The sequence below is a fragment of the Actinomadura luzonensis genome, assembly GCF_022664455.2.
Taxonomy (GTDB): domain Bacteria; phylum Actinomycetota; class Actinomycetes; order Streptosporangiales; family Streptosporangiaceae; genus Nonomuraea; species Nonomuraea luzonensis.
On record NZ_JAKRKC020000002.1, the window covers coordinates 3,081,884 to 3,103,787 of the forward strand.

The 21,904-nt window shown below is 73.4% G+C and carries 15 protein-coding genes; 6 read left to right on the forward strand and 9 right to left on the reverse strand.

The genetic code is table 11. The features are described 5' to 3' along the window. Positions 1 to 5: 5 nt before the first annotated feature. Complete coding sequence (gene ileS, locus MF672_RS44685) at positions 6 to 3,155, reverse strand: isoleucine--tRNA ligase (RefSeq protein WP_242381920.1); 3,150 nt, start codon at positions 3,153 to 3,155, stop codon at positions 6 to 8. A 456-nt stretch (positions 3,156 to 3,611) separates the two neighbouring features. Between ileS and MF672_RS44690 the strand changes: the two genes are divergently transcribed. From MF672_RS44690 to MF672_RS44700, 3 genes are read left to right on the forward strand one after another with little or no spacing between them, the layout of a single operon-like run. After that, entirely contained in the window at positions 3,612 to 4,001 is a 390-nt protein-coding gene (locus MF672_RS44690) for a TraR/DksA family transcriptional regulator (RefSeq protein ID WP_242381921.1), read from the forward strand. A gap of 47 nt (positions 4,002 to 4,048) precedes the next feature. After that, positions 4,049 to 4,567, forward strand: a complete 519-nt coding sequence (gene lspA / locus MF672_RS44695) for a signal peptidase II (RefSeq protein WP_242381922.1) — start codon at positions 4,049 to 4,051, stop codon at positions 4,565 to 4,567. Then, on the forward strand, positions 4,560 to 5,489 hold the full coding sequence (locus tag MF672_RS44700) for an RluA family pseudouridine synthase (RefSeq protein ID WP_242381923.1): 930 nt from the start codon (positions 4,560 to 4,562) through the stop codon (positions 5,487 to 5,489). Before lspA ends, MF672_RS44700 begins: the two co-directional genes overlap by 8 nt. An 8-nt stretch (positions 5,490 to 5,497) precedes the next feature. Here the strand turns inward: MF672_RS44700 and MF672_RS44705 are convergent, their stop codons facing one another. From MF672_RS44705 to MF672_RS44730, 6 genes are read right to left on the reverse strand one after another with little or no spacing between them, the layout of a single operon-like run. Then, positions 5,498 to 7,261 carry a serine/threonine-protein kinase gene (locus tag MF672_RS44705; RefSeq protein WP_247815752.1) on the reverse strand — a complete coding sequence of 588 codons (1,764 nt, stop codon included), beginning with the start codon at positions 7,259 to 7,261 and terminating at the stop codon, positions 5,498 to 5,500. A 9-nt stretch (positions 7,262 to 7,270) separates the two neighbouring features. Continuing rightward, positions 7,271 to 7,585, reverse strand: coding sequence for an AzlD domain-containing protein (locus MF672_RS44710; protein WP_242384123.1), 315 nt, complete (start codon positions 7,583 to 7,585; stop codon positions 7,271 to 7,273). Continuing rightward, entirely contained in the window at positions 7,585 to 8,271 is a 687-nt protein-coding gene (locus tag MF672_RS44715) for an AzlC family ABC transporter permease (RefSeq protein WP_242384124.1), read from the reverse strand. The genes MF672_RS44710 and MF672_RS44715 overlap by 1 nt, the downstream gene beginning before the upstream one ends. Before the next feature lie 11 nt (positions 8,272 to 8,282). Then, on the reverse strand, positions 8,283 to 9,125 hold the full coding sequence (locus MF672_RS44720; protein WP_247815753.1) for an AraC family transcriptional regulator: 843 nt from the start codon (positions 9,123 to 9,125) through the stop codon (positions 8,283 to 8,285). Positions 9,126 to 9,178: 53 nt separating this feature from the next. Then, complete coding sequence (locus MF672_RS44725) at positions 9,179 to 10,858, reverse strand: serine/threonine-protein kinase (RefSeq protein ID WP_247815754.1); 1,680 nt, start codon at positions 10,856 to 10,858, stop codon at positions 9,179 to 9,181. A 10-nt stretch (positions 10,859 to 10,868) separates the two neighbouring features. Next, positions 10,869 to 12,767, reverse strand: a complete 1,899-nt coding sequence (locus MF672_RS44730; RefSeq protein ID WP_242384029.1) for a serine/threonine-protein kinase — start codon at positions 12,765 to 12,767, stop codon at positions 10,869 to 10,871. A 304-nt stretch (positions 12,768 to 13,071) separates the two neighbouring features. On the opposite strand from MF672_RS44730, the gene MF672_RS51915 reads away from it, so the two are divergent. After that, entirely contained in the window at positions 13,072 to 13,935 is an 864-nt protein-coding gene (locus MF672_RS51915; RefSeq protein WP_308210645.1) for a chorismate mutase, read from the forward strand. A 95-nt stretch (positions 13,936 to 14,030) separates the two neighbouring features. Here MF672_RS51915 and MF672_RS44740 read toward each other — a convergent pair whose 3' ends face one another. Then, the gene (locus tag MF672_RS44740) at positions 14,031 to 15,149 is read right to left on the reverse strand and encodes an SGNH/GDSL hydrolase family protein (protein ID WP_242375858.1); all 1,119 of its coding nucleotides are present in this window, start codon (positions 15,147 to 15,149) and stop codon (positions 14,031 to 14,033) included. Between the two features lie 150 nt (positions 15,150 to 15,299). Further along, a complete protein-coding gene (locus tag MF672_RS44745) occupies positions 15,300 to 16,685 on the reverse strand; it encodes an amino acid permease (protein WP_242375857.1) in 1,386 nt (461 codons plus the stop codon). 173 nt (positions 16,686 to 16,858) lie between these two features. Between MF672_RS44745 and dnaE the strand changes: the two genes are divergently transcribed. Next, on the forward strand, positions 16,859 to 20,386 hold the full coding sequence (dnaE, locus tag MF672_RS44750; RefSeq protein WP_242375856.1) for a DNA polymerase III subunit alpha: 3,528 nt from the start codon (positions 16,859 to 16,861) through the stop codon (positions 20,384 to 20,386). A 91-nt stretch (positions 20,387 to 20,477) separates the two neighbouring features. Further along, entirely contained in the window at positions 20,478 to 21,848 is a 1,371-nt protein-coding gene (locus MF672_RS44755; RefSeq protein ID WP_242375855.1) for an amidase, read from the forward strand. Positions 21,849 to 21,904 lie beyond the last annotated feature (56 nt).

Below are 21,904 nucleotides of genomic sequence, written 5' to 3' on the forward strand. Positions count from 1 at the left end.
CCGGGTCAGGCGCGGCGGAGCTGGAAGGTGAGGCCCAGGTCCTCGTCGGTGTGGGACGGCAGGCCCTCGGCCGTGCCCTCCGTCACCGACGTGGCCAGCACCTCCTCCGCCACCACCTGCGGCTCGTCCCGCAGCGCGGCGGCGAGGTCGGCGGACCCGGCGGCGGACCACCACAGCTCGATGCGGTCGGTGATCGACAGCCCGGTGGCCTTGCGGGCTTCCTGGACCAGGCGGATGACCTCGCGCAGCAGGCCGGCGCGGCGCAGCTCGTCCGTCAGCTCCAGGTCGAGGGCGATGGTCTCGCCCGCTCCCGCGCCGATGGCGCCGGTCTCGACGGCCCAGCCGGCCCGGGGCTGCTCGTTGACGATCACGTCGTCGGGGCCGAGCATGATCTCGCCCAGCTCGTCCGCCTCCACCATGACCGTGCCGCCGGAACGGATGGCGCGGGCCACCCGGGCCGGATCGGCGGCCGTGACGGCGGCGGCCACCAGCTTGGTCTGCGGGCCGAACCGCTTGCCGAGCGCCCGGAAGTTCGGCTTGACCGTGTAGTTCACGAGGTCGGCGCTGAAGCCGGACATGTCCTCCAGCGTCTGAACGTTGAGCTCGTCGGCCACCAGCCCGCGCAGCTCGGCCGGGAGCGCCGGCCAGCCGTGCGCGCCCACCAGGGCCCGCCCGAGCGGCTGCCGGGTCTTGACCCCCGACGACGCGCGGGCCGAGCGGCCCAGCTCCACCAGCCGCCGCACCAGCGCCATCCGGTCCGACAGCACCGGGTCGAGCAGGTCCTCGCGCACCTCGGGCCAGGACGCCAGGTGCACGGAGGCGGGGGCGTCGGCCGCGCGCAGCACGTCCCAGAGGTAGTCGGTGACGAACGGCGTGATGGGCGCCATCAGCCGCAGCGTCGTCTCCAGGCACTCGTACAGCGTGGCGAAGGCGTCCTGCGAGCCCTGCCAGAAGCGGCGGCGCGAGCGGCGCACGTACCAGTTGGACAGGTCGTCCAGGAAGTCGGCCAGGCGGCGGCCGGCGCGCTGGGTGTCGTACTCCTCCAGCGCCGCCGTCACCTCGGCGACCGTGCGGTGCAGCTCGGCCAGCGCCCACCGGTCGAGCAGCGGGCGCTCGGCGGCCGGCGTGGCCTCGGCCAGCCGGGCCGGCGACCAGGACTCGGCGTTGGCGTACAGGGTGAAGAACGACGAGGTGTTCCACAGGGTCAGCAGGACCTTGCGGACGATCTCCTCCAGGGCGTTGTGCCCCACCCGGCGGGCCGCCCACGGCGAGCCGGAGCAGGCCATGAACCAGCGCAGCGCGTCGGCGCCGTGCTCGTCCATCAGCGGGATCGGCTCCAGGATGTTGCCGAGGTGCTTGCTCATCTTGCGGCCGTCCTCGGCCAGGATGAGGCCGAGGCAGAGCACGTTCTCGTAGGAGGACTTGCCGAAGACCAGCGTGCCGACGGCCATGAGCGAGTAGAACCAGCCGCGGGTCTGGTCGGTGGCCTCGCAGATGAACTGCGCCGGGTAGACGCCCTCGGGCATGCCGCGCTCGCCCCACTGCGCGAACGGCATGGAGCCGGAGTCGTACCAGGCGTCGATGACGTCGGGCACCCGGCGGGCCTCGGCGCCGCAGGACGGGCAGGGGAAGACGACGTCGTCCACGTACGGCCGGTGCGGGTCGAGGGCCGAGACGTCCTGCCCGGCCAGCGTGCCCAGCTCCTCCAGCGACCCGACGCAGGTGACGTGCGTCTCGTCCGCGCCGCACACCCACAGCGGCAGCGGCGTGCCCCAGTAGCGCGAGCGCGACAGCGACCAGTCGACGTTGTTGCGCAGCCACTCGCCGAACCGGCCCCACTTGATGGTCTCGGGGTACCAGTTGGTGCCGGCGTTCTCGGCCAGCATCTGGTCCTTGATCGCGGTGGTGCGGATGTACCAGGACGGCAGGGCGTAGTAGAGCAGCGCCGTGTGGCAGCGCCAGCAGTGCGGGTAGCTGTGCTCCATGTGGCCGCCGCGGTAGAGCAGGCCGCGGGCCCGCAGGTCCTCGGTCAGCTCCTCGTCGGCGTCCTTGAAGAACGTGCCGCCGACCATGGGGACGTCGTCGAGGAAGCGGCCGTCGGGGCCGATCGGGTTGACGACCGGCATGTCGTAGCGCTTGATGACCGCCATGTCGTCGGCGCCGAAGGCGGGCGCCTGGTGGACCAGGCCGGTGCCGTCCTCGACGGTGACGTAGTCGCCGAGCACGACGTAGTGGGCGCCCGGGATGTCGACCAGCTCGAACGGCCGCGCGTAGGCCGTGTGCTCCAGGTCGCGGCCGGTGTAGCGGGCCAGCTCGGTCGCGCCCTCGCCGAGGACCGACAGCAGCGGCTCGGCCACCACCAGCACCTCGCCGTCGGCGGTGCGGGCGGCGACGTAGGTGACGTCGGGGTGCACGGCGACCGCGGTGTTGGACACCAGCGTCCACGGCGTGGTCGTCCAGATGAGCAGCGCGGCGCCCAGCTCGGCCAGCGGCCCGGACAGCACCGGCATGCGCACGTACACCGACGGGCTGGAGACCGTCTCGTACGCGCCCGGCTGCCCCATCTCGTGGTCGGACAGCCCCGTGCCGCAGCGCGGGCAGTACGGCGTGATGCGGAAGTCGCGGAAGAGCAGCCCCTTGTCGAAGACGACCTTCAGCGACCACCACACCGACTCGATGTAGGACGGGTCCATCGTCCGGTAAGCCTGCGACAGGTCGATCCAGTAGCCCATCCGCTCGGTGAGCTGCTCGAAGGCGTCGACGTGACGCAGCACCGACTCGCGGCACTTGGCGTTGAACTCGGCGATGCCGTACGTCTCGATGTCGCGCTTGCCGGACAGGCCCAGCTCGCGCTCGATGCCGACCTCGACCGGCAGGCCGTGGCAGTCCCAGCCCGCCTTGCGCGGGACGCTGAAGCCGCGCATCGACTTGTAGCGCGGGAAGAGGTCCTTGAACACGCGCGCCTCGACGTGGTGCACGCCGGGCAGGCCGTTGGCGGTGGGCGGGCCCTCGTAGAACACCCACGACGGGTTGCCCGCGTTCTGCTCGACGGAGCGCTCGAAGATCTTCCCGTCCCGCCAGCGGTCGAGGACCTCGCGCTCGAGCGCGGGCAGGTCGACCTGCGCGGGAAGAGGGCGGAAGGTTGGGGAAGACATCTCGGGCGTGACCTCCACGCTTGATCGGCCGGCTGGGCAAGCGTGAAGGGACGAAGCCGTGCGGCTCCGCGGTACCACCCTTCTTGACCCCGCCCGCGGGCGGAGCCCTCTTCATTCGCTCTGCTGCCGGGTCTAATGAGCTCGGATCGAGCCGTTCTTCCGGCGGCTCCGGGGTGATATCCCTCACAGTCGGGCCCCATCAACGCCTTGCAGACTCAAACCATAACGCAGAGTGGGAGCCGGAGCTTCCAGGTTTTCCCGGTGGCGGCCACAGGTGTCGGTACGCAGCTCGTAAACGGCGACAAAGTTGTGGGAATGGACACCGCTGAGGAGGAGTTAGATGCGCGAGGCGGGATAGTACGGGGGAGGTAAACCGTCCGGCGGGTCGTTTGTCGTTCCGTTATGAGGATCCTAAGCTGCCCGCACTCAAGGCCTTGATCAGCAATGGAGGCAGCCATGGCGGCAGTCACGCAGACCGCTACACCGTCGATGTGGTCGGAAGAGGAGCTGGCCGAGGTTCGCGGCAGGCTCCAGCAGGAGATCGACGAGCTCGAGGCGGACATCTCCCGCCACGAGAGCGAGATAGCCTCTGGCGAGATCACCCAGGGCGCGGGCGACGACCAGGCGGACGCCGGCGCCAAGACGTACGAGCGCGAACGCGAGATCGCCCTTACCCTGAATGCGCGCGATCTGGTCGCGCAGAACGAACGTGCGATCGCCAGGATCGACGCAGGGACCTATGGAGTGTGCGAATCGTGCCACAAGCCGATCGGCAAGGAACGCCTGCAGGCGTTCCCGAGGGCGACGCTGTGCGTGGCCTGCAAGCAGAGGGAGGAGCGCCGGTAGCGTCACCGGCGGGCAGGCCCCGCCGCCGCCTCGCCGCCGTCCTCGTCGTGCTGGCGGCCGTGATCTACACGGCCGACCTGATCACCAAGACGGTGGTGCTGCGGACGCTTGAGGGCAAGGCGCCCCTGGTCGTCGTCCCTGACGTCCTCCAGTTCCGGGTGATCTTCAATTCCGGTGCCGCGTTCAGCATCGGCACCGGAATGACCTTCGTCTTCACGCTGATCGCCGCCGGCGTCGTGGCGGCGATCGTGCGCACCGCGCGCAAGCTGGGCAGCCGGGCGTGGGCCGTCACGCTCGGCCTGCTGCTCGGCGGCGCCCTCGGCAACCTCACCGACCGGCTGCTGCGCTACCCGTCGGGCCTCGGCCGGCCCACACAGCTCCAGGGGCACGTGGTCGACTTCATCGAGGTGCTGCCGGGCCACTTCCCGGTCATCGACTACTTCCCCGTCTTCAACATCGCCGACTCGGCGATCGTCTGCGGCGGCATCCTGGCGGTGCTGCTGGCCTGGCGCAACGTGCAGATCGACGGCAGCCGCGAGGTCAAGGGGGCGGGCGAGAGTGAGTGAGCGGCGCAGCCTGCCCGTGCCGGACGGCCTGGAGGGCGAGCGGCTCGACGCCGCGCTCTCGCGCCTGTTCGGCTTCTCCCGCACCCGCGCCGCCGAGCTGATCGCGGACGGCGAGGTGCTGGTCGACGGCCGGCAGCCGGCCAAGTCGGACCGGGTGCGCGGCGGCGCCTGGCTGGAGGTGACGCTGCCGCCCCCGCCCACCACGCCCATGCCGGTGGCCGAGCCGGTGCCCGGCATGACCATCGTGTACGAGGACGACGACATCCTCGTCGTCAACAAGCCCATCGGCGTGGCCGCCCACCCCACCGTCGGCTGGACCGGCCCCACCGTCATCGGCGGCCTGCTCGGCGCCGGCCACACCATCGCCACCAGCGGCGCCGCCGAACGCCAGGGCATCGTGCACCGCCTCGACGCCAACACCACCGGCGCCATGGTCGTCGCCAAGAGCGAGCACGCCTACTCCCACCTCAAGCGCGCCTTCAAGGAACGCACGGTGGACAAGCGCTACCACGCCCTCGTCCAGGGGCACCCCGACCCGTTCCGCGGCACCGTGGACGCGCCGATCGACCGGCACCCGTCCGGCGACGGGCGCTTCGCGGTGGTGGCCGGCGGCAAGCCGTCCGTCACCCACTACGACACGATCGAGGCGTTCCGGGCGGCGTCGCTGCTCGACATCAAGCTGGAGACCGGCCGCACCCACCAGATCAGGGTCCACATGTCGGCCCTCCGCCACCCCTGCGCCGGCGACCTGTTCTACGGGGCCGACCCCACGCTCGCCGCCCGCCTCGGCCTGACCCGGCAGTGGCTGCACGCGGTCGCGCTCGGCTTCGAGCACCCCTCGACCGGGGAGTGGATGTCGTTCAGCACCGACTACCCGGCCGACCTGCAGAAGGCGCTCGACCTGGTGCGGCAGGAGTCCTAGGGCCGGCCTCAGCCGGAGCCCTCGACCACGCCGGGCGACTCGGCCGGCTTGCTGTCCTTGGACCCGCTGTCCTTCTGGTCGGACTCGCGCTGCCCGGACGGGTCCGGCCGCGGGGTCTTGGCGGGGGTCTTGGCGGGGGTCTTCTTCTGGCTCGGTCCGCCGCTGGGCCGGTCGCCGGTGGGGGAGGGGGTGCCGCGGGGCGTCCCGTCCGCGGTGCGCTGCGGCTGCGGAGCGCCGTCGCCCTGCCGTACGGACTCGGTGGGCGGCGCGGAGGACGGCTCCCGCGAACGGGACGGGGACTGCGAGGGAGACGGGTTCCCGGTGACCACGGCCGGCTGGGTGGCGGACGGGGAACGTAAGGAGCCGTCCGCGCGGCCGGACCACCAGGCCGCGCCGCCCGTCACCGCCGCCACCAGGACCGCGCCGCCGGCGATGGCGGCCCAGGGCACCCCGTGCCGCCGCCGTCCGCCGCCCACGACCGTGCCCGGCTCGGCCGTGCCGCCCGGCCCGACCGGGCCGCCCGCTTCTCCGCCACCCGCCGGCACCGTCGCCCCCGCGACTCCTGCCCCTGCGGCTCCGGCTCCCGCGGCTCCGGCTCCCGCGGCTCCGGGCGCTGCGGCTCCGGGTCCTGGCGTCACGGGTCCCGCGGCTCCGGGATGCGCTGCTCCGGGTCCCGGGGCTCCGGCCTGTGAGGGCCCGACCTGCGAGGGCCCGACCTGCGAGGGCCCGGCCTGCGAGGGCCCGACCTGCGAGGGTCCGGCCTGCGCCGCGCCGGCCTGGGCGGCCCAGGCTCCGGCCGCGCCCGCTGCCGCGCCGCCCGCCGTCCCGGCTCCCGGGCCCGCTGCGGGACCCGCTGCCAGGCCCGCGGCCGGGTCGGCGGCCGGGTCTGCCGCCAGGGCGCCGCCCGGGACGACCACCGTCGGCGGCAACGTCCCGGCTCCACCGGCCGCGCCGCCCAGGAGGATCGCCGACAGCTCCCGCTCGGCCTCGTCCAGCGTCATGCGCTGGGCCGGGTCCTTGCGCAGCAGGCCGTGCAGCACCGGCGCGAGCGCGCCCGCGCGCGTCAGCGGCTCCGGGTCGGCGTGCATGACCGCGCCCAGCGTCGTCAGCGGGTTGTCCCGCTGGAACGGCGAGTGTCCCTCGACGGCCAGGTAGAGCGTGACGCCCAGCGACCACAGGTCGGAGGCGGCCGAGGCCCGCCCGCCCGCCGCGCGCTCCGGCGCGATGAAGGCCGGCGTGCCGATGAGGACGCCGGTCCTGGTGACCGGGGTGTCGTCCTCGGTGGTGGCGATGCCGAAGTCGGTCAGCACCGCCCGGCCGTCCTCGGCGAGCAGCACGTTGTCGGGCTTGACGTCGCGGTGCAGCACCCCGGCCGCGTGCGCCGCGCGCAGCGCCTCCATGAGCTGCAGGCCGATCCGCGCCGTCTCCTCGGGGGACAGGGGGCCCTCCGAGCGGATCAGCTCACCCAGCGTCCTGGACGGGACGAGCTGCATGACGATCCACGGATGCCCGCCCTCCTCCAGGACGTCGTAGACGGTGGCGACGCCCGGGTGCGCCACCCGGCCCGCCGCCCTGGCCTCGCGGAAGGTGCGCAGCGCGAACACCTCGCGCTCCGGCCCGGTCAGATCGGGCGGCGGCAGCACCTCCTTGACGGCCACGTCCCGGCCCAGCACCTCGTCATGGGCCTGCCACACCTTGCCCATGCCGCCCCTGCCGATCGCCTTGAGCAGCCGATATCTCCCGCCGACCGTCACCGCTGCAGAATCGGACATGCACCGCGACTACCCAAGGATCAGCCGGGCAAGCGCGGTCACCGCCGCCGCGCAGACCAGCACGGCGAGGAACGGCGCGCGCAGCAGCAGCGCGACCACCGCCGCCACCAGCCCGGCCGTGCGCGCCGGGTCGAAGCGCAGCCCGCCCGCCTCGGTGAACGTCTGCACCGCGATCAGCGCCGCCAGCAGCGTCACCGGCACCAGCTCGGCGAACCTGCGCACCACCGGATGCTCCAGCACCCGCCGCGGCGCGGCCAGCCCCGCCAGCTTCAGCGCGTAGCAGCCGGCGCACAGCACCGCGATCGGCCACCACCATCCGCTCATCACGCCCGAACCCCCGCCTCGCGCCGGCGCAGCATGACGGGCAGCACGGCCGCCGCCGACAGCAGCACCGGGACGCCGGGCGGCAGGAACGGCGTGGCGGCCAGCGCGACCGCCGCCCCGCCCAGCGCCAGCGCGGCGAGCTCGCCGCCGGCCCGCAGCCGCGGCCAGAGGATGGCGAGGAACGCGGCCGGGCCCACCACGTCCAGGCCGAACGCGCCGGGGTCGCCGAGGAACGCGGTGCCGTACGCGCCGGCCAGCGTCGTCAGGTTCCAGGTGAGGTAGAGGCTGGCGAAGGTGGCGACGAAACCGGCCCGCGCCGCGTCGCGGCCGGGCTGGGCGAGGGAGACGGCGGCGGTCTCGTCGATCACGCCGTGCGCGGCCAGCAGCCGCAGCGGGCCGCGTACCCGGAGCAGGTCGGCCAGGCGCAGGCCGTACAGGGTGTTGCGGCCGCCGAGCAGCAGCGCGCCCGCGACCGCCGCCACCGGGTCGCCGCCCGCGCCGGCCGCGCCCGTCAGCGCGAACTGGGAGGCCCCCGTGAACGTCAGCAGGCTGAGCACGCACGCCTGCGGCACGCTCAGCCCCGCGGTGACGGCCGCGGCCCCGAAGGCGAGCCCCGACAGCCCCACGGCCAGGCCCACGCCGAGACCGTCCCGCACGGCGGCGGGACGATGTGTCGTTCCATCCATGGGCCAGGAGGCTAGGCCCCGGGCGGTCCGCCGGTCTTGTACGTTCCTGCGGCACGTTGGTACGCGGCGGGCGGTACTCCGACGATGCGGCGGAAATGCCGGGTGAGGTGCGCCTGGTCGGTGAAGCCCACCTCGGCGGCCACCAGCGCCGGCCGTACCCCGTCCTCCAGCAGGCGGCGCGCGGTGCGCACGCGCAGCGAGGTCAGGTACGCGTGCGGCGGCAACCCCGTCGCCTCCTTGAACGCCCGCAGCAGCCCGAACGGCCGCGCCCCCACCGCCGCCGCCAGCTCCTCCAGCGCGGGCGGGTCGGCCAGGCGTTCGTGCAGCAGGGCCACGGCCTCGCGCACCGCCCGGCCGCCCGCGCCCGGCGGGGTGCGCGGCGGGCCGGGCACGGCGTGGCGGGCCAGCAGCCGGGCGAACATCGTCCGGCTCAGCGTCGAGGCGGCCAGCGCGTCGCCCCGCTCGGCCGCCTGGTGCGCCCGCGCCAGCAGTGCCGCCACCGCGTCGTCGCGCGCCACCTGCCGGGGGAAGTACGGCGTGCCGCGCAAGGCCCCCAGCTCCTCCGCGATCGCCGACACCGCCTCGATCGACGGGTACAACATCCGGTACGACCAGCCGTCCGGCGTGCCCGCCTGGCCGGTGTGCGAGGCGTCGGGGTTGACCAGCACCAGCTCGCCCGCCGCCGCCCGGTGCGTGGTGCCCCGGTAGTCGAACTCCTCCACGCCCCGCACGATCAGCCCGATCGCGTAGCCGTCGTGGACGTGGCGGGAGAAGCGGTGCGTGACGTAACGGGCCTTGAGCAGGTCGGTCTCCGGCACCGCGGGGTGCCGGAAGAAATGGGCCTGCTCTCTCACACCTGCTCACTCACAAGGGGCTCTGTCACAAGGGCTCGGTCACAAGGGCTCGGTCACAAGGGGCGGAAGGTTTTGGCGAAGGCGTCGAAGTAACGCCTGTCCTGCGCCCAGCGGGAGTCGGGGGCCTCCCAGTAGAGGGCGAAGGGGCGGCCGTCGGCGGTGTGGAAACCGCGGTTGATCACGTGGATGAGCTCGCCGGAGCGCATCCGGGTGAACTCCCAGTCGGCCGCCTTCAGCCCAAGGTACCGGACGCCGGTGATGCCGATGCGCGTGTAGCCCTCGAACTCGCCCTTGGCCCGGATCTCCTTCTCCAGGGCCAGCCAGTGGGCCTTCGGGTCCTGCCACGGCAGGTCGGGGACGGTCCATTCGACGATCAGCTCGCCCGGCGTGCCGGGGCCGGTGACGGAGATGCTGTCCCTGGTGGGGTTCTTGCTGGCCTGCCAGCCCTTGGGCAGGCCGATGGTGAAGCCGCCCTCCTTGTTCGTCACCGCCCGCCAGCCGGCGGGGAGCGAGCGCGCCGGACTCCGGGACGGGGTGGGCGACGGCGTGTCCGGTGGGGCGGTGGTGGGCGGAGCGGTGGCCGTAGCGCTGGCCTGGGCCTGCGTGGACGCGGACGTGGTCGTGGTCGTCGCGGCGGGCGTGGCCCAGTGCTCGCGCAGCAGGAAGCCGCCCGCGCCGAGGACCGCCAGCGCCGCCACGGCGGCCGGCACCCCGACGCGCAGCGCCCGGCCGCGCCGCCGCCGCTGCTGCTCGGGCAGCGTGGTGTGGGAGCCCGGGTGACGCCCCTGATGAGCCGTCGCGGGCGACGGCCCGCCGGGCCCGGTGTGCGCGGTGGACCCGAAGTGCGGTCCGTGCCCGGCACGGGCGGCCTGCGCGCTGGGCCACGCGTGCGCGGCGGGTCCGGGCGTGGCGGGGCCGGGCGCGGCGGGGCCGGGCGCGGTCGCGATCTCGTACAGCAGTCGCGCGGCCTCCTCGGCGGGCGTCCGGGCGGCCGGGTCGCGGTGCAGCAGCCCCATCACGACCGGCGTCAGCGCCCCGGCCCGGCGCGGCGGCTCGGGCCGGTCGCGCAGCACCGCCGCCACGGTCGCCGCCCACGAGTCGCGCTTGAACGGCGGCTCGCCCTCGACGGCCGCGTACAGCGTCGCCCCCAGCGACCACAGGTCGGACTCCGGCCGGGCGGGCTCGCCGTTCAGCCGCTCCGGCGGCATGTACGCGGGCGTGCCCACCAGCCCGCCGGTCGCCGTCAGCCCCGCCTCCGCCTCCAGCGAGGCGATGCCGAAGTCGGTCAGCACCACCCGGCCGTCGTCGGCGAGCAGCACGTTCTCGGGCTTGACGTCGCGGTGCAGCACGCCGGTCGCGTGCGCGGCGCGGAGGGCGTCCAGCACCCGGCCGCCGATCGCCGCCACCTGCCCGGGCGGCAGCGGCCCCTGCTCGCGCACCACCTGCGCCAGCGAGCGCGAGCGCACGAGCTGCATGACGATCCACGGCCGGCCGTCCTCCTCGACCACGTCGTGGACGACCACCACCGAGGGGTGGTCGAGGCGGCCCGCCGCCCTGGCCTCCCTGATCGTGCGGCGGTTGAGCTCGGCCCGCTTGGCGTCGCCGACGCCCGCGTACCGGACCTCCTTGATCGCGACCGTGCGGTCGAGCAGCTCGTCGTAGGCGCGCCACACCACGCCCATGCCGCCCTCGCCGAGCGGTTCGAGCAGGCGGTACCGGTTGCTGACGCGCACGGCGGGAAGCCTACTTGGCCGGTTTGAAGGACGCGCAGAACCCCTCGAAGAAGTGGTAGTCGTCCTTCCAGTGGCTGTTGAGCGTGTGCCAGTAGATGGCGTACGCCCGCCCGTTGTCGGTGACGAAGCCCCGGTTGCGCACCCGCGTCTTGCCGGTGTTGGTGTTCCAGGTGAAGTCCCAGTCGGCGGCGGCCTTCTGGTAGTCGACCCGCTTGATGTCGAGCTTCTTGTAGCCGCCGAAGTTGTTCTTGAGGTAGGGCTCCTGCTTCTTCCAGTCCTTGTACGGGTCCTTGCCCGGCTTGGCGGCCTCCTCCACCATCACGTAGGCGTTGGACGCGGCCCCCGGCCCCTTGAACTTGACCTGCAGCCCGCTGCGGTCCCACACGTCCCAGCCTGGCGGCAGCCCGATGGTGAAGCCCATCTTCTTGTCCTTGTACCACTTCCAGCCCTTGGGCAGGCTGGCCGCCTCGGCCGTCTTCTCCGGGGTCGGGGTGGGGGTGGCCGTGGGCGTCGGGGTGGCGCTCGGCGTGGCCGAGGCGGACGGGCTCGTGGACGGGCTCGCGGACGGGCTGACGGACGGGCTCGCCGATCCGCTCGGCGACGCGCTGCCGTCGCTCGCGCCCGGCGAGGACGGCGCGGAGGCCGAGGAGGTGACGCCCGCCGTGGCGGCGCCGCTGCGGCGCGGGTCGTCGTCGGGGGCCGAGCGCAGCCCGAGGTAGCCGGCCACGCCCGCGACCAGGAGCACCGCGAGGGCCGCCGCGACGACCGGGCCCGGCCGCCGCTGGGGGTGTTCGCCCGCGTCCCCCGCGTCCCTCGTCGACCCCGTGGACCCGGCGGGCGGCTTCGGGCCGCCCGTCACGGGGGTGAGCCGGGCGCCGGTCTCGGGAGGGGTGACGGCCGGCGCGGGCGCGAGGTCGGGGTCGGTCGGGGTGTCGTCCTCGGCGGGCGGCTTGGGCTGGTAGGGCTGCTTGCGCGGCTTCGCGGGCGCGGCGGGGCGGCGCGGGCGCGCGGCCGGCTCGGCGCCCGCCCGCGCGGACGGCTTGGTCTCGACGGGCAGGGCGGAGAACTGCGCGGTGGGCGCCGGGCTGGCCAGCGCGAGCGCCCGGCGCAGCATGCGCTCGGTCTCCTCGTACGTCAGCCGCTGCACCGGCTCCTTGGCCAGCAGCCCGGAGATCACCTCGGCCAGCGGCCCGGCGTGCGGCGCGGGGTCGGGCTCGTCGGTGAGCACGGCGTGCATGGTGGCCAGCGCCATGCCGCGCTCGTGCGGCGAGCGGCCCTCCACCGCCGTGTACAGCGTCGCGCCCAGCGACCACAGGTCGGACTCGCGCCGCGCGGGCAGCCCCTTGAGCCGCTCGGGCGCGATGAACGCCGGCGTGCCGGCCAGGCCCGTGACGGTGAGCTGCGTCTCGGTCTCCAGCGTGGCGATGCCGAAGTCGGTCAGCACCACCCGGCCGTCGTCGGCGAGCAGCACGTTCTCGGGCTTGACGTCGCGGTGCAGCACGCCCGCCTCGTGCGCGCGGTGCAGCGCGTCGAGCACGGCCAGGCCGATCTCGGCCACCCGCTTGGGGGGCAGCGGCCCCTCCTGCTTGATGACCGCCCCCAGCGAGCGCGACTGCACGAGCTGCATGACGATCCAGGGACGGTCGTCCTCCTCGATCACGTCGTGCACGACGATCACGTTGGGGTGCTCGAACCTGGCCGCCGCCCTCGCCTCGCGCATCGTGCGCCGGTTCAGGAGCTGCACCTCCTCGCCCAGGGCGGCCGCGTACCGGACCTCCTTGACCGCGACGGTGCGGTCGAGGAGCTCGTCGTGGGCGCGCCAGACGATGCCCATCCCGCCCCTGCCGATGATCTCCTGCAGCTGGTAGCGGCCGGCGATGCGACGTCCTGCCTGCTTACGATCCGACATCAACGGCCTCAAACCCTCCCTCTCGGCCAAGAAATACTCCCATAGCGAGGGATCAACGGCGACTCGCGCGAAGGACAGTCCGCCCTGCGAATTCGGCCATGCGGCAGGTGGGAGCGGGGTGTAGGGTGCAGATATGACTTGTCACCAGGCGTTTACCGAGCCGGCTCCGGGAGGGCCGGTCGGCAGCTAGCGACCGCCTGGAGCCGGCACGAGGCAGAGACACCCCCGTCTCTGCCTTTTTCGTTTTCCCGCCGGCTCCTTCCGCACAGGCGCGTGGGCCGGCCCGTCCGAGGAGGGTTGGGTCATGTCGTCGACCTTGGAACGGAACGCGGTCGCCGTCGGCGAGCTGCTCGTGGGCGAAGGGCCCGCGGTCGTCATCGGAGGCCCGGTGCGGCTGCGGGCGCACCCGCCGGAGGCGGACGTCCACCAGGTGCTGAGACAGGCCCGCGGCGCCGCGGGGCCGGTCCTCGCCGAGCCCCGCACCGCCGCCGACCTGCCCGCGATCGCCTCGCTGGCGGACGCGGCGGTGGTGGGGGCCTCGTGGACGCGGGACATCCCGCTGGTGCGCGCGGCCGCCGGGCTCGGGCTGCCCGTCGTCGTGGAGCGGCGGGCCGGGGCGTCGCCGGAGGAGTGGCTGGGGCTGGCCGCCTACTGCGCGGCCGAAGGCGACGGGCGGGTGGTGCTGTGCGAGGGCGGGCGGCCCGACCTGGCGCTGCTGCGGGCCGTCCGGGCGGCGTCGGGGCGGCCGGTCCTGGCCGACGTCTCCGCCGACGCCGGGCTGTCGGCGGCGGCCGTCGCGGCCGGGGCCGACGGGCTCGTCGCCGGCGGGCCGGCCGCGCTGAGGGCGGCGGAGGAGGCCGTGACGGTCGTCGGGGCGCTGCTGCGGCCCGAGTCGCCGGCGACGATCCCCGAGTGCCGGGCCGCCATCGACCGCGTGGACGCCGCCCTGGCCACCCTCCTCGAACGCCGGGCCGCGCTCGCGGGCACCGTGCAACGGCTCAAGCCCGTCGGCGGGTTCGCCGGGCGCGACCTGGCGAGGGAGCGCGCCCTGGTGGCCCGCATGGCCGTGCGCGCCCCGTCACTGGGGGCGGCCCGCCTGGCGCCCGTCATGAACGCCGTCATCGAGGCCGGCCTCCACCTCGCCGAGGAGCAAGCCCGCCACCCATGACCTCCCGCTGCCGTGACTCCCGCCACCCATGACCTCCCGCCGCCATGACCTCCCGCCGCCCGCGCCTGCCCCTGCCGATGGCGTCGGCCCGTCGCTCAGGGGGCGGCCAGGCGGAAGTTGTTCAGCGGACGCCCGGGCCCGGCGGCGATCTGCCGGGTGATCAGCTCGGCGAAGCGCCGGTAGCCCTCGCCCGTCGGGTGGTAGCTGCGCGCGTTGACCGCGAGCGGGTCCATGTCCAGGGCCAGCCCGTTCAGGTACGGCTGCGGCCGCCCCACCTCGTGCCCGGCGAACGCCTCGTAGGCGTCCACGTACTCGGCGCTGCCCGCCCCGCCGAACGCCGCGATCGCCCGGTCGAAGTCGCGCACCACCGACCCGACGGCGTCGTTGAGCCGCCGCGTCACGCCGTTCAGCCAGCGCTGGTCGGCGACGCCGAGGTTGTCGACGGAGGCCACCGGGTCCTGCGGGAACGGGCGCGGGTAGCCGAGCACGACGATCCGGGCGGCGGGGGCCCGGCCGCGCAGCTCCCGCAGCACCCGCAGCAGGTCGGCGCGCAGCCGCTCGATGCGGCCGGTCACGGCGGCGTCCTGGTCGACGCAGGCCGACGACCACGGCAGCTTGGCGATGCAGGCGGTGAGGACCCGGGAGAAGCCCGTGTCGTTGCCGCCGATGCTCAGCGTCACCAGGCTCGCGGCCGGCCCCACCCGGTCGATCTGCGGGCGCTGCCCCCACTGGCCGGTGAGGAGCTGGCCCGTGGTGGCGCCGCTGCAGGCGTAGAAGGAGGTGCCGCCGGCGAAGCGGTAGGCGCGGGCGACCACCGGCACGTACGAGCCGCCGGCCCGGTGGCAGCGGTCGGCGCCGTCGTTGACCGGCCGCGTGTCCTGGTCGTAGACGCCCTCGCCGGAGGAGTAGGAGTCGCCGAGCCCGACGTAGGCGCCGCTCTGCGCCGCCTCCAGGGGCGTGAGGCGGATCCGCTCCGGCAGCCGCCCGGCGGGCGCGGCCCCGTCGGGGCAGCCGGCGTCGAGGACGGCGCAGGCCAGCTTCGGTAACACGCCCAGGGGCAGGCACGCCACGGCCAGGGCGACGCCGAGCGCGACCGCGACGGCGGCCCGCGCGGCCGCCCGCCGCCGCTGCCGGATCGAGGAAAGGGCGCCGTCCGGCCCAGGACCGGCGGCGCCGGGGCCCGCCCGCGTCACCTCAGGAGGCGCGATGACCAAGGTCAGGTCATCGTCCCCCGCGAGGACGGCCGCCGCGCCGATGCCGGTGTCGCCCGGCGGGGCGGGCTGTGGCGAGGGACGGTCGGTCCCGGGCCCTGATGCGTCCAGTGCGGCCTCCCCCCGAACGGCGGACTTCGTGCCCCAACGAGACTAACCCGGCTCCGGCCGCCCTTCGCGGGCCCCGACCCGCCCGGCGGGCGCGCCCCGCCGCCTGCGCACCAGCGCCCACCCGCCCGCGATGCACGCGACCAGCGCGGGGATGAGGAAGAACGCCACCCGCTGATCGCGGTCGGCGAACGGCATCAGCAGCACCACCAGCGCCAGGAAGCCCAGCGTCAGCCAGTTCGTCCAGGGGGAGCCGGGCATGGGGAAGGCCGAGCGGTGCCCCGCCCGCCGCAGCCGCGTCTGGCACAGCACCAGCACCCCCCACGTCGTGATCACGCCGAGCGAGGCGACGGCGGTGGCGATGTTGAACGCCCGCTCCGGCAGGAAGTAGAACAGCGCCACCCCGGCCAGGAACGTGGCCGCGGTGAACAGGATGCCCCCGATGGGCACGTGCCGCGGGCTCAGCGTGGCGGCGAAGCCGGGGGCCTCCCGCTTCAGCGCCATCGACCGCAGGATGCGCCCGGTGGCGTACAGGCCGGAGTTGCAGGACGACATCGCCGCCGTGATCACGACGAGGTTCATCGCGTCGGCCGCCCACGGCACCCCGAGGCCGGAGAAGACGGTCACGAACGGCGACACGCCCGCCCGGTAGGCGGTCCACGGCAGCACCATCGCCAGCAGCAGCACCGACCCCACGTAGAAGATCGCGATGCGCCACACCACGCCGTTGATGGCCCTCGGCATGACCTCGCGCGGCCGGGCCGTCTCGCCCGCCGCGATGCCGACCAGCTCGATCGAGGCGTAGGCGAACACCACCGACTGCAGGCTCATCAGCACCATCGGCAGCCCGGTCGGCGCGAACCCGCCGTGCGCGGTCAGGTTGCCCGGCCCCGCGCCGCCGACCGAGAGGACGACCAGCACCAGGCCGACCACCAGGAAGGCGGTGATGGCCAGCACCTTCAGCAGCGCGAACCAGAACTCCAGCTCGCCGAACAGCCGCACCGACAGCAGGTTGACCACCAGGACCAGGCCGAGGGCGATCAGCGCCGTCAGCGCCTGGGGGAAGGCGGGCGCCCAGTAGTGGATGTAGGCGGCGATCGCGGTCAGCTCGGCGATGCCGGTGAACGCCCAGTTCACCCAGTACATCCAGCCGCTGGCGAAGGCCGCCCACGGGCCGATGAACTCGCCGGCGTACTCGACGAACGACCCCGACGTGGGCCGGTAGAGCACCAGCTCGCCGAGCGCCCGCATGACGAAGAAGGCCGCGAGGCCGGCCGCGGCGTACGACAGCACCAGGGCGGGCCCGGCGGCCTGCAGCCGGCCGCCCGCGCCGAGGAACAGGCCCACCCCGATCGCCCCGCCGATGGCGATCATCTGGACCTGCCGGTTGCCCAGCGCGTGGGTGTATCCCTCGTCGGTCTGCGTGCGCACTCCGCGTCCTTCCCGCTACTTTCCGTGCCCACGACGATATCGGCGCTGCTGATCGCGCGGGTCCCCGGCGCGCCGTCCCGGCGATCGCCGCGGGGCGGCTCCGGGTTGTCGGTGCGGGCCACTAGAGTCGGAGCGCATCATCAGGAACAGGCAGACTCGGGAGGCGCCGCTCCATGTCGTCCAGCGACTCGTTCGTCCATCTGCACGTGCACACCGAATACTCGATGCTGGACGGCGCCGCCCGGCTGAAGCAGATGTTCAAGCAGGTCGGCGACCTCGGCATGCCGGCGATCGCGATCACCGACCACGGCAACATGCACGGCGCCTACGACTTCTTCAAGCAGGCCACCGGCGCCGGCATCAAGCCGATCATCGGCATCGAGGCGTACGTCGCGCCGGAGAGCCGCCACAACAAGCGGCCGGTGCTGTGGGGCGAGCCGCACCAGAAGAAGGACGACGTCTCGGCGGGCGGCTACTACACCCACATGACGATCTGGGCCCGCGACAAGACGGGCCTGCACAACCTGATGAAGCTCAGCTCGCGCGCCTACACCGAGGGGTTCGTGCGCAAGTGGGCGCGCATGGACGCCGAGACCCTGGCCGAGCACTCCGAGGGCCTGATGGCCACCACCGGCTGCCCGTCCGGCGAGGTGCAGACGCGGCTGCGGCTCGGCCAGTACGACGAGGCGCTGAAGGCCGCCGCGAAGTACCAGGAGATCTTCGGCAAGGACAACTTCTACCTGGAGATCATGGACCACGGCCTCGACATCGAGCGCCGCGTCCGCGACGGGCTGACCCGCATCAGCAAAGAGCTCGACATCCCGCCGCTGGTCACCAACGACTCCCACTACACCTACGAGTCCGACGCCGCCTCCCACGACGCCCTCCTGTGCATCCAGACGGGCAAGCAGCTCTCCGACCCCGACCGCTTCCGCTTCGACGGCAGCGGCTACTACATCAAGACCGCCGACGAGATGCGCGCCGTCGACTCCTCCGACCTGTGGGCCGAGGGCTGCCGCAACACGCTGCTGGTGGCCGAGAAGGTCGATCCCGAGGGCTTCTTCACCTACAAGAACCTCATGCCGACCTACCCCATCCCCGACGGGATGACGGAGGAGGAGTTCTTCCGCCAGGAGGTCTGGAAGGGCCTGCGGCGGCGCTTCCCCGAGGGCGTCGACGACGAGCACCGCGAGTGGGCCGAGAACGAGCTGCGGGTCATCATCCAGATGGGCTTCCCCAGCTACTTCCTCGTGGTCGCCGACTTCATCATGTGGGCGAAGAACAACGGCATCCGGGTCGGCCCGGGCCGTGGCTCGGCGGCGGGCTCGCTGGTGGCGTACGCGCTGGGCATCACCGACCTCGACCCGATCCCGCACGGCCTGATCTTCGAGCGCTTCCTCAACCCCGAGCGCGTGTCCATGCCCGACGTCGACATCGACTTCGACGAGCGCCGGCGCGGCGACGTCATCCGGTACGTCACCGAGAAGTGGGGCGCCGACAAGGTCGCCATGATCGCCACGTTCGGCACCATCAAGGCGAAGGCCGCCATCAAGGACGCCGGCCGCGTCCTCGGCTACCCGTACGCGCTGGGCGACAAGGTCTCCAAGGCGTTCCCGCCCGCCGTGATGGGCAAGGACATCCCGCTGGCGGGCATCTTCGACAAGGACCACCCGCGGCACGCCGAGGCCGGCGAGCTGCGCAGGCTCTACGAGGAGGACGTCGACGTCAAGGCGACGATCGACCTCGGGCGCGGCCTGGAGGGCCTGATCCGGCAGACCGGCGTGCACGCCGCCGGCGTGATCATGTCCGCCGAGGTGCTGACCGACCACATCCCGATCATGCGCCGCGACTCCGACGGCGCGATCATCACGCAGTTCGACTACCCGACCTGCGAGACGCTCGGCCTGCTGAAGATGGACTTCCTGGGCCTGCGCAACCTCACGATCATCGACGACTGCCTCAAGCTCATCGAGGCCACCAGCGGCGAGCAGATCGACCTGCTCAAGCTGCCGCTCGACGACCGCAAGTCGTACGAGCTGCTGGCCCGGGGCGACACGCTCGGCATCTTCCAGCTCGACGGCGGCGGCATGCGCACCCTGCTGCGCCTGATGAAGCCCGACAACTTCGAGGACATCTCCGCCGCCCTCGCGCTCTACCGCCCCGGCCCCATGGGCGCCAACTCGCACACCAACTACGCGCTGCGCAAGAACGGCGCGCAGGAGATCACCCCGATCCACCCCGAGCTAGAGGAGCCGCTGCAGGAGATCCTGTCCACGACCTACGGCCTGATCGTCTATCAGGAGCAGGTCATGGCCATCGCCCAGAAGGTCGCCAACTACTCGCTGGGCGGCGCCGACCTGCTGCGGCGCGCGATGGGCAAGAAGAAGAAGTCCGAGCTCGACAAGCAGTTCGTCACCTTCGAAGCCGGCATGAAGGACAACGGCTTCTCCGACGCGGCGATCAAGGCCCTGTGGGACATCCTGCTGCCGTTCTCCGACTACGCCTTCAACAAGGCCCACACCGCCGGCTACGGCCTGGTCTCCTACTGGACCGCCTACCTCAAGGCCAACCACCCGGCCGCCTACATGGCCGCGCTGCTGTCGTCGGTCAAGGACGACAAGGACAAGTCGGCGCTCTACCTCAACGAGTGCCGCCGCATGGGCATCAAGGTGTTCCCGCCGGACGTCAACGACTCCGACTTCGACTTCACCCCGCGCGGCACCGACATCCGCTTCGGCCTGTCGGCCATCCGCAACGTCGGCGCGAACGTCGTCGACGGCATCATCTCCGCGCGCAAGGAGAAGGGCCGCTTCGCCGACTTCAAGGACTTCCTGCGCAAGGTGCCGGCGCTGGTCTGCAACAAGCGCGTCATCGAGTCGCTGATCAAGGCCGGCGCGTTCGACTCGCTCGGGCACGTGCGCAAGGGCCTGGTGATGGTGCACGAGCAGGCCGTCGACGCGATCATCGACATCAAGAAGAACGAGGCCATCGGCCAGGACTCGCTGTTCGGCGCGATCGACGGCGGCGAGGACCAGACGTTCGACGTGCAGATCCCGCCGGGGGAGTGGGACAAGACCACGCTGCTGCAGTTCGAGCGCGAGATGCTGGGCCTGTACGTGTCCGACCACCCGCTGTTCGGCGTCGAGCACATCCTGGCGGCCGGGGCCGACTGCTCGATCGCCGCCCTCCAGGACGACAGCCGGCCCGACGGGCAGATCGTGACCGTGGGCGGCATCCTCAGCGGCGTGCAGCGCAAGGTCACCAAGAAGGGCGACACCTGGGTGCTGACCCAGCTCGAGGACCTCGAAGGCGCGATCGAGGTGATGATCTTCCCGTCGGCGTACCAGCTGTGCGCGACGCTGCTGGCCGAGGACGCGATCGTGTTCGTCAAGGGCCGCATCGACAAGCGGGAGGAGGTCGCCAAGATCATCGCGATGGAGGTGACCGCGCCCGACCTCACCCAGGAGGCCGGGGGACCGCTGCTGGTGAGCCTGCCGCTGACCCGCTGCACGCCGCCGGTGGTGACCCGGCTCAAGGAGATCCTGACCACGCACCCGGGCACGTCGGAGGTGCACCTGCAGGTCCACAACGGGCCGCGGACGACGGTGATGCGCGTGGACGACCGGCTGCGGGTCACGCCGTCGCCGGCCCTGATGGGCGACCTCAAGCAGCTCCTCGGCCCGGCCTGCCTGGGCGCCTGACCGGGGCTGGTGGCGGGTCTCCAGCTCGGCGGCCCGGTCCTGGCAACCCTCGCCGTCGCCCGTCCGGGCGCGGTGCGGCAGGATCGGAGAGGTGAGCGAACTGCACTACCTCAGCGCCACCGAGCTGGCCCGCCTGATCAGGACCAGGCAGGTGAGCGCCGTGGAGGTCGTCCGGGCCTGCCTCGACCGCGTCGAGGAGGTCAACCCGCGCGTCAACGCCATCGTCACGCTGGTCGCCGAGCAGGCGCTCGACGCGGCCAAGGAGGCCGACGCCCGCGAGCCGGCGGGCCCGCTGCACGGCGTGCCCGTCGCGCACAAGGACCTGGTCGACACCGCCGGCATCCGCACCACCTACGGCTCGCCGCTCTACGCCGACCACGTCCCCGACCGGGACGAGCTGATCGTGGAGCGGCTGCGCGCGGCCGGGGCGATCAGCATCGGCAAGACCAACACCCCCGAGTTCGGCACCGGCTCCCACACGGTCAACGAGGTGTTCGGCGCGACCCGGAACCCGTACGACCTCGGCAGGTCGGCGGGCGGCAGCAGCGGCGGCGCGGCCGTGGCGCTGGCCACGGGCATGGTGCCGCTGGCCGACGGCTCCGACATGGGCGGCTCGCTGCGCAACCCGGCCTCGTTCTGCAACGTCGTGGGCCTGCGCCCCACGCCCGGCCGGGTCCCGGTGATCTCCGACGTCAACGCCTGGTACACGCTGTCGGTCCTCGGGCCGATGGCGCGCACGGTCGAGGACGTCACGCTCATGTTCGGCGCGATCGCCGGGTTCGACCGGCGCTCACCGTACGCGATCAAGGAGGTGTTCGCGCCCGAGCCGGAGGAGGGCGTGCGGGGGATGCGCGTCGCCTGGAGCCCCGACCTGGGCGGGCTGCCGGTGGACCCGCGCACCGCCGCCGTCACCGCGACCGCGCCCGCCGTGTTCGAGCGGCTGGGGGCGCGCGTGGAGCAGGTCGAGCTGGACCTGTCCGACGCCGAGGACGCCTTCCGCACCTACCGCGCCTGGAACTACGCCCTGTCCTTCGGCGACCTCGACCGGCTCGGCCCCAACACCGCCTGGAACGTCGAACAGGGCCGCAAGGTCACCGGCGCCGACCTGGCCAGGGCCGAGCAGGCGCGCAGCCGCCTCTACCAGCGCATGGCGGCCTTCTTCGACGCCTACGACGTGCTGATCGCGCCGGTCAGCCAGGTGCCGCCGTTCCCGGTCGAGCAGCCGCACGTCGGCGAGATCAACGGGCAGCGGATGCCGGACTACCTGGCGTGGATGCGGTCGGCGTACTGGATCAGCGTGCTGCACGCGCCCGCGGCGTCGGTGCCGGCCGGGTTCACGCCCGAGGGGCTGCCGGTGGGAGTGCAGATCGTCGGCGCGCCGTTCGCGGACGCCCGGGTGCTGCGCGTGGCGCGGGCCTTCGAACAGGCCACCGGCCACGGCCTGCGCCGCCCGCCCCTCTGACCCCCGAACCCGGACGCCCGGGGCCGCGGCCCTCGACCGCCTCGCCGGCCCGCCAC

Excerpts from the sequence above, each read along its gene's own strand:
- MF672_RS44730 (WP_242384029.1), bottom strand. The coding sequence starts at position 12,767 with ATGTCGGATCGTAAGCAGGCAGGACGTCGCATCGCCGGCCGCTACCAG.
- MF672_RS44710 (WP_242384123.1), bottom strand. The coding sequence starts at position 7,585 with ATGAGCGGATGGTGGTGGCCGATCGCGGTGCTGTGCGCCGGCTGCTAC.
- MF672_RS44705 (WP_247815752.1), bottom strand. The coding sequence starts at position 7,261 with ATGTCCGATTCTGCAGCGGTGACGGTCGGCGGGAGATATCGGCTGCTC.
- ileS (WP_242381920.1), bottom strand. The coding sequence starts at position 3,155 with ATGTCTTCCCCAACCTTCCGCCCTCTTCCCGCGCAGGTCGACCTGCCC.
- MF672_RS51915 (WP_308210645.1), top strand. The coding sequence starts at position 13,072 with ATGTCGTCGACCTTGGAACGGAACGCGGTCGCCGTCGGCGAGCTGCTC.
- MF672_RS44715 (WP_242384124.1), bottom strand. The coding sequence starts at position 8,271 with ATGGATGGAACGACACATCGTCCCGCCGCCGTGCGGGACGGTCTCGGC.
- dnaE (WP_242375856.1), top strand. The coding sequence starts at position 16,859 with ATGTCGTCCAGCGACTCGTTCGTCCATCTGCACGTGCACACCGAATAC.
- MF672_RS44690 (WP_242381921.1), top strand. The coding sequence starts at position 3,612 with ATGGCGGCAGTCACGCAGACCGCTACACCGTCGATGTGGTCGGAAGAG.